This is a genomic window from Paracoccus pantotrophus (assembly GCF_008824185.1).
In the GTDB taxonomy this organism is placed as follows: Bacteria; Pseudomonadota; Alphaproteobacteria; order Rhodobacterales; family Rhodobacteraceae; genus Paracoccus; species Paracoccus pantotrophus.
This window is the reverse complement of sequence record NZ_CP044423.1, coordinates 1,009,074-1,025,128: the sequence shown is the minus strand read 5'-3', so window position 1 is coordinate 1,025,128 and position 16,055 is coordinate 1,009,074. Positions and strand designations below refer to the sequence as shown.

Sequence of the window (16,055 nt, the reverse complement as noted above, 5' to 3'; positions counted from 1 at the left end):
CGGCGAAGCTGCTGGGGTGATGCCGGTCCTGTGCACCCAGGCCTCGACGAAATGTTCGACCCTCAGATGCCCGGACTCGCGGGTCAAGGCCTGCTCGATTGCCTGCTTCACGATCAGGATGACCAGTCCCCACGGTCGCTGGGATCCGCTGGCGACGCAGCGGTTGATTGATGATCTGCTTGTCGGCGCGATGCCGGTCTATGTCGCGATGCACGACTGGTGCAGCCTGGCGGAGGCCGCATCAAGGTTGCAGTTGACGGTTCCCGAGGTGATCGAACGGATCCGGGATGGCCGTTTGCCTCGGGTGGGGAAGTATCTGCAACGATCCGGATTTGCCTCGGTTCTGGTCAATCTCGGCCATGTCGGACAGGAGGGCGAGGCGGTTTCCCTGGCTGTCTTCGCCAGCTCTGAAGGGTTGCGCACTGCCGAACTGGCGACGTTCATCCGGCGGATGGGCTTGCCCTTTCGTCGGATCCGGGGGCCGCGTGGCGGCGATCACTTGCGGTTGACGGCGACCGATCGGCAGGCGTTTCACGACCGTTTCATCAGTTTTCGCACACTGGGGGGCAAGGCGCGCATGGATTGGGACAGCCTCCGGCAGCGCCTTGATGCGCGCGGGATCGTCCCGGCGGGCGGCAGCGCGCGTATCTACGATCGCAGCCACGTCGCCGATCTGCTGGCGTAAACCGCGCTGCCGGAGAAATTCCGCTTGACGGGTTTGCGCACGCTATTGCTTTCGCTTGCGCACGCTTATCCTTTCTTTTGCAGCAACCAGTCCCCACCTCACCCGAGCATCGGTTTCCCGGCGACATAGGTCTGGGCGATGGCGCGGTCGTCGCCCAGGATCTGCAGGATGAACAACTCCTCGGCCAGGGTCTCGGCCCGGTCCATGCGCAGCGCCATCGCGGGCGTGGCGCGGCTGTCGAGCACCACCAGGTCGGCATCGCTGCCGGGGTCGAGCGTGCCGATGCGGTCGGCCATGCCGAGCGCCAGGGCATTGCCGCGCGTCACCCAGTGGAAGGCGGCATAGGGATGCAGCTTCTGGCCGCGCAACTGCAGGATCTTGTAGCCCTCGTTCAGGGTCTGCAGCATCGAGTAGCTGGTGCCGCCGCCGACATCGGTGGCGATGCCGCTGACCACGCCCGCAGCGCGCAGGCCCGCCTCGTCGAAAAGGCCCGAGCCCAGGAACAGGTTCGAGGTCGGGCAGAATACCGCGCGCGAGCCGGTCTCGGCCATGCGGGCGATCTCGCGCGGTTCCAGGTGGATGGAATGGCCGAGCAGCAGCTTCTCGGACAAGAGCCCGTAGGTCTCGTAGATGTCGAGATAGTCGCGCGCCTGCGGATAGAGGCTGAGGGTGAAGGCGATCTCGTCCCTGTTCTCGGACAGATGCGTCTGGATATGACAATCGGGATGTTCGCGCACCAGCTGCCCGGTCATCTCCATCTGCTCGGGCGTCGAGGTGATGGCGAAGCGCGGGGTGATGGCATAGCGCAGGCGGCCGCGGCCGTGCCATGTTTCGATCAGCCGCTTGCTGTCGTCATAGCCCTGTTGCGGGGTGTCGAGCACCGCCTCGGGGCATTGCGGTCCATCATTACCTTGCCGGCGACCATCGCCATGCCCCGCGCCTCGGCGGCCGAGAACAGCGCCTCGGCCGATTGCGGATGCACCGAGCAGAAGGCGACGGCGGTGGTGGTGCCGTGCGAAAGCAGCAGGTCGAGGAACCTCTCGGCCATCAGCGGCGCATGGCCCTGCTGGGCGAAACGCGATTCCTCGGGGAAGGTATAGGTGTTGAGCCAGTCGAGCAGCTGCGCCCCCCAGCTGGCGATCACCTGCACCTGCGGGAAATGGATATGGGTGTCGATGAAGCCGGGCAGGATCAGGTGCGGCCGGTGGTCGATCTCCGGCAGGGCGGGGTCGCGCAGGCTGGCATAGTCGCCGATGGCCGCGATCTTGCCGTTCTCGGTGATGATGGCGCCGTCCTCGTGATAGGTGAAGGCGTTCTCGGTCTCGGTGGGGTCGGCGTGGAAGGAGAGCGTGCGCCCCCGGATCAGCTGTCGCATGGGTATTTTTCAAACGGTGAAACGGTTTCGGTCAGGCGGCCGATGATTTCGGCGGCGGTGAAGGCGGCGATGACCTCGGGGCGCTTGTCGCGCGACCAGCCGGCGCCGATCGGACAGGTCAGCCGGTCGGTATCGAGCCCCTGGGCGCGGGCGAAGCGGCGGAACTGCACCAGTTTCGTCCGGCTGCCGATCATGCCGATATAGGGTGCGTCCATCCGGCGCAGCGCCTCGGCCGCCAGCAGGAAGTCCAGCGCGTGGTCATGGGTGACGATGATGTAGCTGGTACCGAAGGGGGCCTTGCGGATCTCGGCCTCGGGCAGGGGGGTGAGGCGGGTCTCGCCCGTCGCTTGCGCCAGTTCGCTTGCGCGCTGGTCGATCAGGACCGGGCGCAGCGGCAGGAGCGCCAGGGCCCTGGCGAGCGCCCGGCCGACATGGCCGGCGCCGAAGATCAGCACCTGCGGATGCTCGGGGCCGGCCGGGGCTTCGGCCACGCGGGTCAGGGCAAGCTCGACCCGGCCGCCGCAGCATTGGCCGATCTCGGGGCCCAGGGGCACGTCCATGCGGGCGGCGGCCTCGCCGCGCGCCAGCATCTGCCGGGCGCGGTCGATGGCCATGTATTCCAGCTGGCCGCCGCCGATGGTGCCCCGCACCGTGCCGGGGGTGACGAACATCGCCGCCCCTTTCTCGCGCGGCGAGGAGCCGCGCGTGCGGGTGATCTCGACCCGGATCATGGCCGCAGCCGCTCGACGGCCATCAGCACGCGCTCGGGGGTGGCCGGGGCGTCGATGCGCGGGTTTTCGCGGTAGCCGTTGAAGCTCGCCACCGCCATGTTCAGCGCCTGGAAGACCGAGATGCCCAGCATGAAGGGCGGCTCGCCCACCGCTTTCGACCGCTTGATCGTCGCCTCGCGGTTCACCGACCAGTCGGCCAACGCGACGTTGAAGACCTTGGGCCGGTCCGAGGCCAGCGGGATCTTGTAGGTCGAGGGCGCGTGGGTGCGCAGCCGGCCCTTCTGGTCCCACCACAGTTCCTCGCTGGTCAGCCAGCCGGTACCCTGCACGAAGGCGCCCTCGACCTGGCCCTTGTCGAGCGCGGGATTCAGGCTGCGGCCTACGTCGTGCAGCACGTCGGCGCGCTCGATCACGTATTCGCCGGTCAGCGTGTCGACCGAGACCTCGGAACAGGCGGCGCCATAGGCGAAGTAATAGAACGGCCGGCCCTGCCCGGTGTCGCGGTTCCAGTGGATCTTGGGGGTCTTGTAGAAGCCCGCAGCCGACAGCTGGATCCGCGCCAGATAGGCGGTCTTGATGAAGTCCGCGAAGGGCATTTCCTCCTGGCCGATCTGCACCGTCTCGCCGATGCTGACCAGTTCGGGCGGCACGCCCTTGGCCTCGGCGGCGAAGGCGGTCAGCCGCTCGATCAGCTGGCGGCAGGCGTCCAGCGCCGCCATGCCGTTCAGGTCCGAGCCCGACGAGGCCGCGGTCGCCGAGGTGTTCGGCACCTTCTCGGTCGTGGTCTTGGTGATCCTGATGCGGTCGATGCTGACCCCCAGCGCCTCGGCCACCACCTGTGCGACCTTGGTGTTCAGGCCCTGGCCCATCTCGGTGCCGCCGTGGTTCAGGTGGATCGAGCCGTCGGAATAGATGTGGATCAGCGCGCCGGCCTGGTTGTACCAGGTCGCGGTGAAGCTGATGCCGAACTTGACCGGGGTCAGGGCGATGCCCTTGCGGATCGCGCCGCCCTCGCTTTCGGCGTGCGCGTTCCAGTCCAGCACCGCCTGGCGGCGGGCGTGGTAGTCGCTGCTGGCCTCCAGCTCCTCGAAGATGCGCGGCAGGATCTGGTCCTCGACCTCCTGGTGATAGGGGGTGAGCTGGCCGTTCTGGTAGAGGTTCAGCTTGCGGATCTCCAGCGGGTCGCGGCCGAGCTGATAGGCGATGTCCTCGACGATGCGCTCGGCCATGACCACCCCTTGTGGGCCGCCGAAGCCGCGGAAGGCGGTGTTCGAGCAGGTGTTGGTCTTCATCGGATGGCTGCGCAGCTCGACCGCCGGGTAGTAATAGGCGTTGTCGGCATGGAACAGCGCCCGGTCGGTCACCGGCCCGGAGAGGTCCGAGGAAAAGCCGCAGCGGGCGTAGAAATCGGCGTCGACGGCGTGGATCTTGCCGGTCTCGTCATAACCCACCTCGTAGTCGATGACGAAATCGTGGCGCTTGCCGGTGATCGAGAAATCGTCGTCGCGGTCGGGGCGCAGCTTGACGGCGCGCTTGAGCTTCTTGGCCGCCAGCGCCGAGATGCAGGCGAAGGGGTTCATCTGCGATTCCTTGCCGCCGAAGCCGCCGCCCATGCGGCGCACGTTCACCACCACGGCGTTCGAGGGCACGCCCAGCACATGGGCGACCATGTGCTGCACCTCGCTGGGATGCTGGGTCGAGACGTTGACCGTGACCTCGTCGTCTTCGCCGGGGATCGAGAAGGCGATCTGGCTTTCCAGGTAGAAATGCTCCTGCCCCCCGACCGTCAGCCGGCCGGACATGCGGCGGGGCGCGCGCTCCATTTCGGCCATGTCGCCGCGCTTGAGCTTCAGCGGCTTGGTCACATAGCCCAGCCCGGCGTCGCGGGCCGAAATGGCGTCGATGGCGAAGGGCAGTTCCTCGTATTCCACGCGGGCCAGCTGGCAGGCGCGGCGGGCCTGGTCGCGGGTCTCGGCCACCACGGCAAAGATCGGCTGGCCATGGAACTGCACCTCGTCCTCGGCCAGCAGCGGCTCGTCGTGCAGCCCGGTGGGCGAGATGTCGTTATGGCCGGGAATGTCCGCGGCGGTCAGCACCAGATGCACGCCGGGGGCCTTGCGCACTGCATCGAGATCCATCGAGACGATGCGGCCATGCGCGACGGTGGAAAGGCCCAGATAGGCGTACAGCGTGCCGACCGGCTCCAGCAGGTCGTCGGTGTAATCGGCCTGGCCGGTGACATGTTTCACGGCCGAGTCGTGGATGATGGGGGTATGGGCGGCGCCCTTGACGAAAACGTCCTGTTTCATTCGACCCTCCTCAGGCGGTGGTCTGCGCCCTGCTGTTCAAGCCAGAAGCGGCGGAAGAAGTTGGCGGCGAGTTGCTGGCGATATTCCTTGCTGGCCCGCCAATCGCTGAGCGGCTGGAAGTCGCCCGCGACCGCGCGCGCGGCGGCCTCGAAGGTCTCGGCGGTGAAGGGCTGGCCCTTCAGCGCCGCCTCGGCCTGGGGGGCGCGTTTCGGCGTCGCGGCCATGCCGCCGAAGGCGACGCGGGCGTCGATGATCGTGGCGCCGTCGGTTTCCACCCGGAAGGCGGCGGCCGAGGCGGTGATGTCGGCGTGATGGCGCTTGCTGACCTTGTAGGCGGCGATCTTCGCCTCGCCCTTCAGCGGCACGGTGATCGCCTCGACGAATTCGCCGGGGCGGCGGTCCTGCTTGCCGTATTCGATGAAGTAATCCTCGATGGGCAATTCGCGGGTGCCCCCGGCGCTGCGCAGCCGCAGCGTGGCCCCCAGCGCGATCAGCAGGGGCGGCGTCTCGCCGATGGGCGAGCCGTTGGCGACATTGCCGCCGATGGTGCCGGCGTTTCGGACCTGCCAGCCGCCGATGCGCAGCCAGTAATCCACCGCCTCGGGGAAATGCTGGCGCAGGAAGGGCTCGAACTCGGTATAGGTCACGCCGGCGCCGATGGTGACCCGGTCCTCGGCGATCTCGATCCGCTTGAGGTCGGCCAGATGGCCGATGAACACGGCCGGAGAGATGTCGCGCAGGAATTTCGTCACCCACAGGCCCACGTCGGTGGCGCCCGCGACGATGGTGGCCTTGGGGTTCTCGGCCAGCACCTGCGCCAGGTCGGCGGCATCGGCCGGCAGGATGGCGCGGTCCTCGCCGCGCGAGACCTCGACCCGCTCGGCCGGGATGGCTTGCAGGGCGGCGGCGACGCGGTCGCGCTCGACGGTCAGCGCGTCCATGTGCTGCCCGCCGGCCTCGCTGGCGGCGAAGGCGGCCTTCACGATCGGCTCGTAGCCGGTGCAGCGGCAGAGATTGCCTTGCAGCGCGGTCTCGATCGCCAGCATGTCGGGGCGCGGGTTCTGCATCCATAGCCCGTAAAGCGCCATGACGAAGCCCGGCGTGCAGAAACCGCATTGGCTGCCGTGATGCTCGACCATGGCGGCCTGGACCGGGTGCAGCCCGCCATCGGCGCCGCGCAGATGCTCGACGGTGACGATATGGCAGCCGTGGCAGGACGCCAGGAAGCGGATGCAGGCGTTGATCGGCTCGTAATGCAGCCGGCCTTCATGCAGCCGGCCGACCAGAACCGTGCAGGCGCCGCAATCGCCTTCGGCGCAGCCCTCCTTGGTGCCGGTCAGGCGGCGGTTCAGCCGCAGGAAGTCCAGCAGCGTGTCGCGCGAGCCCGCCTCGGTCAGGCGGATCTCGGTATTGTTCAGAAGAAAGCGCAATTCGTGGCCCATTCGGTCCTCGCTCGGGATGGCTGGGTATGGGAAAAGCCTAGATGCGAATTGCTCTTTGCGAAATCTCGGATTGAGCATAAGACTTTCAGCGATTCCTTGAAAGAGGCGGGTTGAATCCATGCCATATCTTGAAAGTCTGCGGGTCTTCGTCCGGGTGGTCGAACTGGGCTCGATCACTGCCGGCGGGCGCGACCTGCGCATGTCGCCGGCCGTCGCCTCGAACCGGATCAAGGATCTGGAGACGCGCTATGGGGTGCGGCTTCTGAACCGCACCACGCGCAAGCTGGTGCCGACCGAGGTGGGGCGGGCCTTCTACGACAATGCCCGGCGGGTGATCGAGACGCTGGACGAGGCCGAGGCGGTGGTCTCGGGCTTTTCCGGCATGCCGCATGGCGCCTTGCGGGTGACGGCGCCCCTGGGGCTGGGGCGGCGGCTGATCGCGCCCCTGGTGCCGAAATTCTGCGACGAGTATCCCGGCGTCGAGGTGCGGCTGCGGCTGTCGGACCGCAACGTCGACATCATCGCCGACGGCATCGACCTGGCCTTCTTCCTGGGCGAGCCGCAGGATTCGGCGCTGAAATGGCGGCGGATCGCGGAATGCCGGCGCGCGCTGGTGGCGACCCCCGACTACCTGGAGCAGCACGGCCGCCCCGAGCGCCCCGAGGATCTGACCGCGCATAACTGCCTGTTGCTGCGCTATCCGAGGAGCCCGGAATATTACTGGGTGCTGCAAACCCCCGAGGGGCCGCAGAAAATGCTGGTGAACGGCAAGTTCGACGCCGATGACGGCGACGTGCTGAGCAACTGGGCGCTGGGGGGCAGGGGCATCGTCAACCGCCCGCGATACGAGGTGGCCGAGCATCTGGCCTCGGGCCGGCTGGTCGAGGTGCTGCCGGATTACCCGCCGATCCCTTCGCAATTCGGCGTGCTGACGCCGCATCGCCGCCTGCAGGATCCCAAGGTGCGGCTGTTTGCCGATTTCATCGCGCGGGAGGTGCGGGGGGTGTTTGCCTGAGCGGGTTCAGCGCCGGGCCTCGGTGAGCATGCGCAGGGCCAGCCCGGCCAGCACCGTGCCCATCAGCCCGCGCTGGACCAGCAGCCATGCCGGGCGTCTGGCCAGAATGACGGCGATCTGGCCCGCCGCCAGCGCGATCAGCGCATTCACGCTGACGCTGACGGCAATCTGCACCGTGCCGAGCGCCAGCGATTGCGTCAGCACGCTGCCCGCCTCGGGCCGGATGAATTGCGGCAGCAGCGACAGGTACATTACGGCGATCTTGGGGTTCAGCAGGTTGGTGAGGAAACCCATGGCGAACAGCCGGCGCGGGCTGTCCGGTGGCAGGTCGCGCAACTGGAAGACCGAGCGCCCCGCGGGCCGCACCGCCTGCCAGGCCAACCACAGTAGATAGCCCGCGCCGGCGATGCGCAGCGCGTCATAGGCATAGGGCACGGCCAGCACGAGAGCAGTGATGCCGAAGGCCGCGCAAAGCATGTAGAAGACGAAGCCGGATGCCACGCCGGCCAGCGAGATCAGGCCCGCCCGCGGGCCCTGGCAGATCGCGCGCGAGACCAGATAGACCATGTTCGGTCCCGGCGTGAGCACCATGCCAAGCGCGATGGCGGCAAAGGCCAGAAGCTGGACGGTGGCGGGCAAGGGGCGCTCCTGGACATGACAAGGCCGCCCCGAGCATAGGGCGGCGGTATGGCAGGCTCAAGCGCCCCGTCTCAGTTCGACGCCAGGGTCTTGGGCAGGCTGCGATACCAGTCGATGATCGCCTGGCGTTCCTGCGGCTCCATGAAGCTGACATTGGCGGGCGGCATGGCATCGGTCACGCCGGCCTGGATGAAGATCTCGCGCGCGGCGCGGGTGATGTCGTCGGGGGTTTCCAGCAAGACGCCCTTGGGCGCGGTGTGGATGCCCTCGTAAGAGGGCTCCCTGGCATGGCACATCGAGCAGCGGCCCATCACCGCGTTATAGGCGTCCTCCCAGCCGGGCGCCTCGACCATCGCCTGCTGCGAAGGCGTCAGGACGCGCGCCTCGGCCTCCTCGAGCGTCTGGCGGAACATCGGCGCGGTCGAAAGCCACATGACGATGATGAACAGGATCGTCGTCACCGCCCAGGTCCACCATTTCATGCCGCCGCCGGCATGCATGGTGTTGAAGAAGTGGCGGATGGTCACGCCCATCAGGAAGACCAGCCCGGCGATCACCCAGTTGTATTCCGTCGCGAAGGCCAGCGGATAGTGGTTCGACAGCATCAGGAAGACGACCGGCAGGGTCAGGTAGTTGTTATGCGTCGAGCGCAGCTTGGCGATCTTGCCGTATTTCGGATCGGCGGGACGCCCGGCCTTGAGGTCGGCGACGACGATGCGCTGGTTCGGCATGATGATGAAGAACACGTTCGCCGTCATGATCGTGGCGGTGAAGGCGCCCAGATGCAGCATGACCGCGCGGCCGGTGAAGACCTGGTTATAGGCCCAGCCCATGACCATCAGCAGCACGAACAGGATCAGCATCAGCAGGGTCGGGGTCTCGCCCAGCCTGGACTTGCACAGGTTGGTATAGATCAGCCAGCCGATCGACAGCGAGCCGGCCGAGATCAGGATGGCCTGCCAGGGCGCCAGCTCCATCTTGGCGGGGTCGATCAGGAACAGCTCGGAGCCGACCCAATAGGTGACCATCAGGAGCGCCGCCCCCGAGATCCAGGTCATGTAGCTTTCCCATTTGAACCAGATCAGATGCTCGGGCATCCGCTCGGGCGCGACCAGGTATTTCTGGATGTGGTAGAAGCCGCCGCCATGGACCTGCCATTCCTCGCCATGCGCGCCGGGCGGCAGGCCGGGCACCTTGCGCAACCCCAGGTCGAGGGCGACGAAATAGAAGGACGAGCCGATCCAGCAGATGGCGGTGACGACATGCGTCCAGCGGATGGCAAAGGCGAGCCAATCCCACATGACGGCGAAATCGGACATGTTCTGTCTCCTGTCTAGCTGGGGAAAGACTAGCCGCTTCGCGGGGTTGCGAGTATTCACGCATTTCCCCTTGCTGTCTTAACGATGCGTTGAAAATCTTTTGCCGGGTCCTGCGGAAACGAAAAAGAGGGGGCTTTGCCCCCTCAGGCCCCAGGGGCCTTTCACCCCCAGGGTATTTGGAAAACGGAGAAAAGCGCCGGTGCTTCAGCTGCCGCGATAGGTCGAGAAGCCGTAGGGCGAAATCAGCAGCGGCACGTGGTAATGGTCCTGTTCCGACATGCCGAAGCGCAGGGGCACCTGGTCGAGGAAGCGGGGCTTGGCCGCCTGGTGCCCCTGGGCGTCGAGCCAGGCGCCGACATGGAAGACCAGTTCGTATTCGCCGGTCTGGAATTCCGCCTCGGGCAGGATGTGCCTGTCGGTGCGGCCGTCGTGGTTGGTGACGGTTTCGGCGATCAGCCGGCGCTCGGGGTCGAGGCGGTAGAGTTCGATCCGCATTCCTTCCGCGGGCGTGCCGTTGGCGGTGTCGAGCACATGGGTGGTCAGATAACCGGGCATTGTCTTCCTTTCCTTGTCAATCTGCGAGCCGGGCAATGGCGGCGCGGGCCTGTTCGTTCAGGCGATTCGCATCGGCGGTCAGCAGGCGGTGATCCTGCACCACGAGGCGACCTTCCACATAGACCGCGCGCGGGCGGATCGGGGCGCAAAAAACCAGCGCCGCCACCGGATCCCATTCTCCGGCGGCCGGCAGCTCCGAGACGTCCCACAGGACCAGGTCGGCGCGTTTGCCGGGCTCGAGTGCGCCGATGTCGCTGCGGCCCAGAACCCGGGCGCCGCCGAGCGTGGCGATCTCCAGCGCCTCGCGCGCGCCCAGGGCGGCGGGGCCGTCCTTGAGGCGGGCGACCAGCATGGCCTGGCGCGCCTCGAGCCCCAGATGGCTGCAATCGTTGCTGGCCGAGCCGTCGACGCCCAAGCCCACCGGCACGCCCGCGTCGCGCATCCGGCGCACCGGGGCGATGCCCGAGGCAAGCCGCGCGTTCGAGCAGGGACAATGCGCGACCCCGGTGCCGGTGCGGGCGAAGAGGTCGATTTCCTTCTCCGACAGTTTCACGCAATGGGCGTGCCAGACATCCTCACCGGTCCAGCCCAGGCTTTCGGCATAGTCGCCGGGCAGCATGCCGAAGTTTTCCAGCGAATAGGCGATGTCCTCGTCGTTTTCCGCCAGGTGGGTGTGCAGCCGCACGCCCTTTTCGCGGGCGAGGATGGCCGCGTCGCGCATGAGTTCCCGGCTGACCGAGAAGGGCGAGCAGGGGGCGAGACCCACCTGCACCATGGCGCCGGGATTCGGATCGTGGAAGGCCGCGACCAGGCGCTCGCTGTCCTTGAGGATCGCGGCCTCGTCCTCGACCAGTGCGTCGGGGGGCAGGCCGCCCTTGGACTCGCCGATCGACATGGCGCCGCGGGTGGCGGTGAAGCGGATGCCGATTTCCGCGGCCGCCTCGATGCTGTCGTCGAGCCGCGCCCCGTTCGGGAACAGGTAGAGGTGGTCCGAGGAGCAGGTGCAGCCCGAGAGCGCCAGTTCGGCCAGGCCGATCCGGGTGGAGAGCCGGATGTCCTCGGGGTCATGCGGCCCCAGATCGGATAGAGGGTGCGCAGCCAGCCGAACAGCGCCGCATCCTGCGCGGCCGGGACGGCGCGGGTCAGGGTCTGGAACAGGTGGTGATGGGTGTTAACGAAGCCGGGGGTGACGACGCAGCCCCCGGCCTCGACGATCTCGGCGCCTTCGGCGGAAAGACCCGGGCCGACGGCGGAGATGACCCCGCCGTCGATCAGGATGTCCCCGCCTGCGATCTCGCGCCGGGCGCCGTCCATGGTGACCACCACTTCGGCGCCCCTGATGAGCAGGCGTTTCGTCATCAATGCGCCTCGGCGGCGTGGGCTGCGGCGGCGATTTCCTCGTCGCTGGCATGCGGGGCGCCGTTGAAGAACCAGTTCAGCAGAACTGCGGCCACAGCGGCCAGCAGGATGCCGGAATGGATCAACGTGTGCAGCGAATGCGGCAACCACTGGTTGAAATCGGGCGCGATCATCGGCACCATGCCGAGGCCCAGCGAGACGGCGACGATGAACAGGTTGTGCTTGTTGCCCTTGAAATCCACCGTCGAGAGGATGCGGATGCCGGTCGCGGCGACCATGCCGAACATCACCAGCCCCGCGCCGCCCAGCACCGTGGTCGGCAGCGATTCGACCAGCGCGCCCATCTTGGGGATCAAGCCCAGCACGATCATGATCGCGCCGCCCGCCACGCAGACGAAGCGCGAGCGCACGCCGGTCACGCCGACCAGCCCGACATTCTGGCTGAAGGAGGTATAGGGGAAGGTATTGAACAGCCCGCCGATCGCGGTGCCCAGCCCGTCCACGCGCAGCCCGGCCGACAGCGCCTTGGGCGTCATCCGGCGGCCGCAGATGTCGGAAAGCGCCAGGAACATGCCGGTCGATTCGATCATGGTCACGAACATGACCAGAAGCATGGTCAGGATCATCACCGGGTCAAAGATCGGCATGCCGAAATGCAGCGGCTTGATCGGGGCGAACCAGGCGGCCTCGGCGATGCCCTCGAAATGCATCATGCCCATGGCCGCGGCCAGCAGCCCGCCGATGATGATGCCGAGCAGCACTGCGATATTGGCGACGAAGCCCCTGGCATAGCGGGCGATCAGCAGGATCGCGGCCAGCACGGTGATGCCGATCAGGATGCGCGACAGCGAGGCGTATTCCGGGTTGGGCACGGTCGGCATCAGCTTGACGCTTTCCGGGACGTCGCCGGCGGTGCGGGCGGCCTCCAGCCAGGCCTGGGCGGCGGGATCGACCAGTTGCGGCGCGGTCGGGCCGACCGGCAGGCCGAAGATCCAGTTGATGCCCACCGGCATCAGGCTGACGCCGATCACCAGGATCACCGTGCCGGTGACGACGCTGGGGAAAAAGCGCAACAGCCGGCTGACCAGTGGCGCGAAGAAGATCGAGATGAGCCCGGCGGCCATGATGGCGCCGAACATCATCCGCGCCCCCTCCTGTCCCGGATTGGACGAGGCGATGGCGACCATCGGCCCGACGGCGGCGAAGGTCACGCCCATCATCACCGGCAGGCGGATGCCGAACCATTGCGTGGCGCCAAAGCTCTGGATGATGGTGACGATGCCGCAGACGAACAGGTCGGCGGAAATCAGGAAGGCCACGTCCTGCGGCGAAAGCTGCAGGGCGCGGCCCACGATCAGCGGCACCGCGATGGCGCCGGCATACATGACCAGAACATGCTGGAAGCCCAGGGCCAGCAGTCGAGGCGCGGCGATGCGCTCCTCGACCGGGTCAAAGCCGGGGCTGGTGTCGATGGCTTGCATTCGTCCTATACCTCCCTAGTTTCAGGACGTTATCCGTTAAATCTCGACTTCTTGCGCCAGTCCTTCTTGTTTTGCGATTTCGAGGACTTTTTGCGCGACCGCCAGATCCTGCAACCCGACGCCGGTGCCGTCGAAGATCGTGACCTCGGCATCCCCGCGGCCCGGATCGTCGCCCGCGACGACGGCGCCGAGTTCGCCGATCTGATCCTCGCGGATCAGGCCCGAGGCGATGGCGTGCTGGCATTCGCCGATGCTGACCGACTGCGCGACCTCGTCGGTGAAGACCCGGGCGCGCGCGACCAGCGCCGGGTCCAGTTCCTGCTTGCCCTTGGTGTCGGTGCCCATGGCCGCGATATGCGTCGGGCCCTTGACATGCTCGTTCAACAAGAGGGGCGAGAAGGACGAGGTGATCGAGATGATCACATCGGCCTCGGCCCCGAGCCGGTCCAGCTCGACCGCCTCGAAGGGCAGGCCCAGTTCGGCCGCGGTATCGGCAAGGCGCGACAGCATCTCGGGATGCGGGTTCCAGCCGATGACCTTTTCGAACCGGTGCACATTGGCCGCCGCCCGCATCTGGAAGGCGGACTGGTGGCCGGCGCCGATCATGCCCAGCACCTTGGCGCCCTTGGGCGCCAGATACTTGATCGACACGGCCGAGGCCGCCGCCGTGCGCAGCGCCGTCAGCAGGTTGCCGCCCACCGCCGCCGAGACCCGGCCGGTATCCGGGTCGAACAGGAACACGGTGGACTGGTGGTTGATCAGGTTGTGCTTCTGGTTGTTCGGCCAGTAGCCGCCGGCCTTCAGCCCCAGCGTCAGGGCCGAGGCGTCGAAGCCGCCCTTGAAGCCGTAGAGCGCGTCCTCATGGCCGATGGCCTCGCGCACCACGGGAAAGTTGTAGGCCTTGCGCCGGGCCATCGAGGCGAAGACCGCCTCGATGGCCTCGAAGGCCGCCTCGGGGGTCATCAGACCCGCGATTTCCTTTTCGGCGACGACGAGCATCAGTAGCCCTTCCCGCGCGCCGAGACCGGCCAGACCGTCTCGACCTTGCCGTTCCGCACGCCGACATACCAGTCATGGACGTTGCAGGTCGGGTCGCAATGGCCCGGCACCAGCCGCAGCTTGTCGTTGACCTTCAGGACGCCGTCCTTGTCCTCGACCACGCCGTGCTCGTCGCTGCACTTGATGTATTTCACGTCGTCGCGGCCATAGACGAAGGGCAGGCCGCTATCGACCGACTGCGCCTTGAGGCCGGCATCGACCACCGCCAGATGCGGCTTGGCGTGGCTCATCACCGAGGTCAGGATGAACAGCGCGTTCTCCCATTCGCCCTGGTCGATGCGCTTGCCCTCGGCATCGTGGATGCGGCCATAATCGGCATCCATGAAGGCGTAGCTGCCGCATTGCAATTCGTTGTAAACGCCCGAATTGCTTTCGAAATAATAGGACCCCGTGCCGCCGCCCGAGACGAATTCGGGCTTGAGCCCCTCGGCCTCCAGCGCGTCGACGGCTTCCTTCACCTGGGCGATGGCGGCGTCCAGTTTGGCCTTGCGGTCCTCGAAGCTGTCCATGTGCTGCATGGCGCCCTGATAGGCCTGGATGCCCTTGAAGGTCAGGTTCGGGGCGGCATCGGCGGCCTTGGCGATCTCGACCACGGCTTCCTTGGTGGTCACGCCGCAGCGGCCGGCGCCGCAATCGATCTCGACGAAGATGCCGAGCTCGGTGCCGTGGCGCTGCGCGGCGGCCGAGAGGTCGGCGATATTGGCCAGGTCATCGACGCAGACCGTCACCGTGGCGCCCAGCTTGGGCAGCCGGGCCAGGCGGTCGATCTTGGCCGGCTCGCGCACCTCGTTGGTGACCAGCACGTCCTTGATGCCGCCGCGGGCAAAGACCTCGGCCTCGCTGACCTTCTGGCAGCAGACGCCGACGGCGCCGCCCAGCGACTCCTGCAGCTTCTGCACGTCCACCGACTTGTGCATCTTGCCGTGGCTGCGGTGGCGCATGCCGTGGGCCTTGGCATAGTCGCCCATCTTCCTGACGTTGCGCTCCAGCGCGTCCAGGTCGAGGATCAGGCAGGGCGTCTGGATCTCGCTCTCGTCCATGCCGGGCAGGGCGGGAATGTCGTAGCCGACCTCGTAGCCGGAGAAATCCGTTTTCGCGTTCATGGCACTCTCCTCAATTCGGGTTCAGTTCCACGGCAGCTTGTCGAGATCGACATTGCCGCCGGTGACGATGATGCCGACACGCTTGCCGGCGAAGGCTTCGGGGTTCTTCAGGATGGTGGCCAGCGGCACGGCGCTGCTGGGCTCCATCACGATGCGCAGGTGCTTCCAGATCAGCTTCATCGCATCGACGATCTCGGCATCCGAGGCGGTGTAGATTTCGCTGACGTGGTTCTTGACGAAATGCCAGGTCAGATCCTTCAGCGGCACCAGGAGCCCGTCGGCGATGGTCTTGGGCGCGTCGTCGGCGATGATGTGGCCGGCCTTGAAGCTGCGATAGGCGTCGTCGGCCTGCTCGGGCTCGGCCGCGATCACCTTGACCTCGGGCGCCAGCGTCGCAAGCGTCAGGCAGGTGCCCGAGATCATGCCGCCGCCGCCGATAGGGGCCACGACCGCTTCCAGCCCGTCCACCTGTTCCATCAGTTCCTTGGCGCAGGTGCCCTGGCCGGCGATCACGCGCGGATCGTTATAGGGATGGACGAAATCGCCGCCGGTCTCGGCCTGCACCTTGGCGAAGGTCTCCTCGCGCGAAGAGGTCGAGGGCTCGCATTCGGTGATCTTGCCGCCATAGCGGCGCACGGTGTCCTTCTTGGCCTGCGGCGCGGTGCGCGGCATGACCACGTTGCAGGGGATGCCGCGCAGCATCGCCGCATAGGACAGGCAAGAGGCATGGTTGCCCGAGCTGTGCGTGGCGACGCCCTTGGCCGCCTGCGCCTCGTCAAGGCCGAAGACCGCATTGGTGGCGCCGCGGACCTTGAAGGCCCCCGGCTCCTGGAAATTCTCGCATTTGAAGAACAGCTGCGCGCCGGTCAACTCGTTCAGATAGTCCGAGCTGCGGATCGGCGTGCGGCGGATATGCGGCTTGATCCGCTCATGCGCGGCCAGCATGTCCTCATAGGTCGGGATATACATGGCGTCCTTCATCC

12 protein-coding genes and 2 pseudogenes are annotated in these 16,055 nt (G+C 66.9%); 2 read left to right on the top strand and 12 right to left on the bottom strand.

Going from position 1 to position 16,055, the window contains the following annotated elements; translation table 11 throughout:
- Window positions 1–118 precede the first annotated feature (118 nt).
- Window positions 119–685, top strand: coding sequence for a hypothetical protein (locus ESD82_RS04915; RefSeq protein ID WP_147428857.1), 567 nt, complete (start codon window positions 119–121; stop codon window positions 683–685).
- Between the two features lie 98 nt (window positions 686–783).
- Here the strand turns inward: ESD82_RS04915 and guaD are convergent.
- The 4 genes and pseudogenes from guaD to xdhA form a co-directional block, all read right to left on the bottom strand.
- Window positions 784–2,060 (bottom strand): annotated as a pseudogene (guaD, locus tag ESD82_RS04910) (guanine deaminase).
- A complete protein-coding gene (gene xdhC / locus ESD82_RS04905) occupies window positions 2,048–2,791 on the bottom strand; it encodes a xanthine dehydrogenase accessory protein XdhC (RefSeq protein ID WP_024844800.1) in 744 nt (247 codons plus the stop codon). Before xdhC ends, guaD begins: the two are co-directional and overlap by 13 nt.
- A complete protein-coding gene (gene xdhB / locus ESD82_RS04900; protein WP_147428859.1) occupies window positions 2,788–5,100 on the bottom strand; it encodes a xanthine dehydrogenase molybdopterin binding subunit in 2,313 nt (770 codons plus the stop codon). Before xdhB ends, xdhC begins: the two co-directional genes overlap by 4 nt.
- A complete protein-coding gene (gene xdhA, locus ESD82_RS04895) occupies window positions 5,097–6,542 on the bottom strand; it encodes a xanthine dehydrogenase small subunit (RefSeq protein WP_147428860.1) in 1,446 nt (481 codons plus the stop codon). The genes xdhB and xdhA overlap by 4 nt, the downstream gene beginning before the upstream one ends.
- A gap of 118 nt (window positions 6,543–6,660) precedes the next feature.
- Between xdhA and ESD82_RS04890 the strand changes: the two genes are divergently transcribed.
- Window positions 6,661–7,557: a LysR family transcriptional regulator gene (locus ESD82_RS04890; protein WP_024844797.1), complete on the top strand. Its 897-nt coding sequence runs from the start codon at window positions 6,661–6,663 to the stop codon at window positions 7,555–7,557.
- A 6-nt stretch (window positions 7,558–7,563) separates the two neighbouring features.
- Here ESD82_RS04890 and ESD82_RS04885 read toward each other — a convergent pair whose 3' ends face one another.
- From ESD82_RS04885 to bhcB, 8 genes and pseudogenes are all read right to left on the bottom strand, one after another.
- Entirely contained in the window at window positions 7,564–8,196 is a 633-nt protein-coding gene (locus ESD82_RS04885) for a LysE family translocator (RefSeq protein ID WP_147428861.1), read from the bottom strand.
- Between the two features lie 71 nt (window positions 8,197–8,267).
- Window positions 8,268–9,515, bottom strand: a complete 1,248-nt coding sequence (locus tag ESD82_RS04880; RefSeq protein WP_024844795.1) for a urate hydroxylase PuuD — start codon at window positions 9,513–9,515, stop codon at window positions 8,268–8,270.
- Window positions 9,516–9,719: 204 nt separating this feature from the next.
- On the bottom strand, window positions 9,720–10,070 hold the full coding sequence (gene uraH / locus ESD82_RS04875; protein WP_024844794.1) for a hydroxyisourate hydrolase: 351 nt from the start codon (window positions 10,068–10,070) through the stop codon (window positions 9,720–9,722).
- 16 nt (window positions 10,071–10,086) lie between these two features.
- Window positions 10,087–11,429, bottom strand: a pseudogene (locus ESD82_RS04870) (8-oxoguanine deaminase).
- The gene (locus ESD82_RS04865; RefSeq protein ID WP_024844792.1) at window positions 11,429–12,910 is read right to left on the bottom strand and encodes a nucleobase:cation symporter-2 family protein; all 1,482 of its coding nucleotides are present in this window, start codon (window positions 12,908–12,910) and stop codon (window positions 11,429–11,431) included. The pseudogene ESD82_RS04870 and the gene ESD82_RS04865 overlap by 1 nt, the downstream one beginning before the upstream one ends.
- Window positions 12,911–12,946: 36 nt before the next feature.
- On the bottom strand, window positions 12,947–13,909 hold the full coding sequence (gene bhcD / locus ESD82_RS04860) for an iminosuccinate reductase BhcD (RefSeq protein WP_147428862.1): 963 nt from the start codon (window positions 13,907–13,909) through the stop codon (window positions 12,947–12,949).
- Window positions 13,909–15,072, bottom strand: coding sequence for a 3-hydroxy-D-aspartate aldolase BhcC (bhcC, locus tag ESD82_RS04855; protein ID WP_024844790.1), 1,164 nt, complete (start codon window positions 15,070–15,072; stop codon window positions 13,909–13,911). The genes bhcD and bhcC overlap by 1 nt, the downstream gene beginning before the upstream one ends.
- Window positions 15,073–15,093: 21 nt before the next feature.
- Window positions 15,094–16,053: a beta-hydroxyaspartate dehydratase BhcB gene (gene bhcB, locus ESD82_RS04850; RefSeq protein WP_147428863.1), complete on the bottom strand. Its 960-nt coding sequence runs from the start codon at window positions 16,051–16,053 to the stop codon at window positions 15,094–15,096.
- Between the last annotated feature and the right edge of the window lie 2 nt (window positions 16,054–16,055).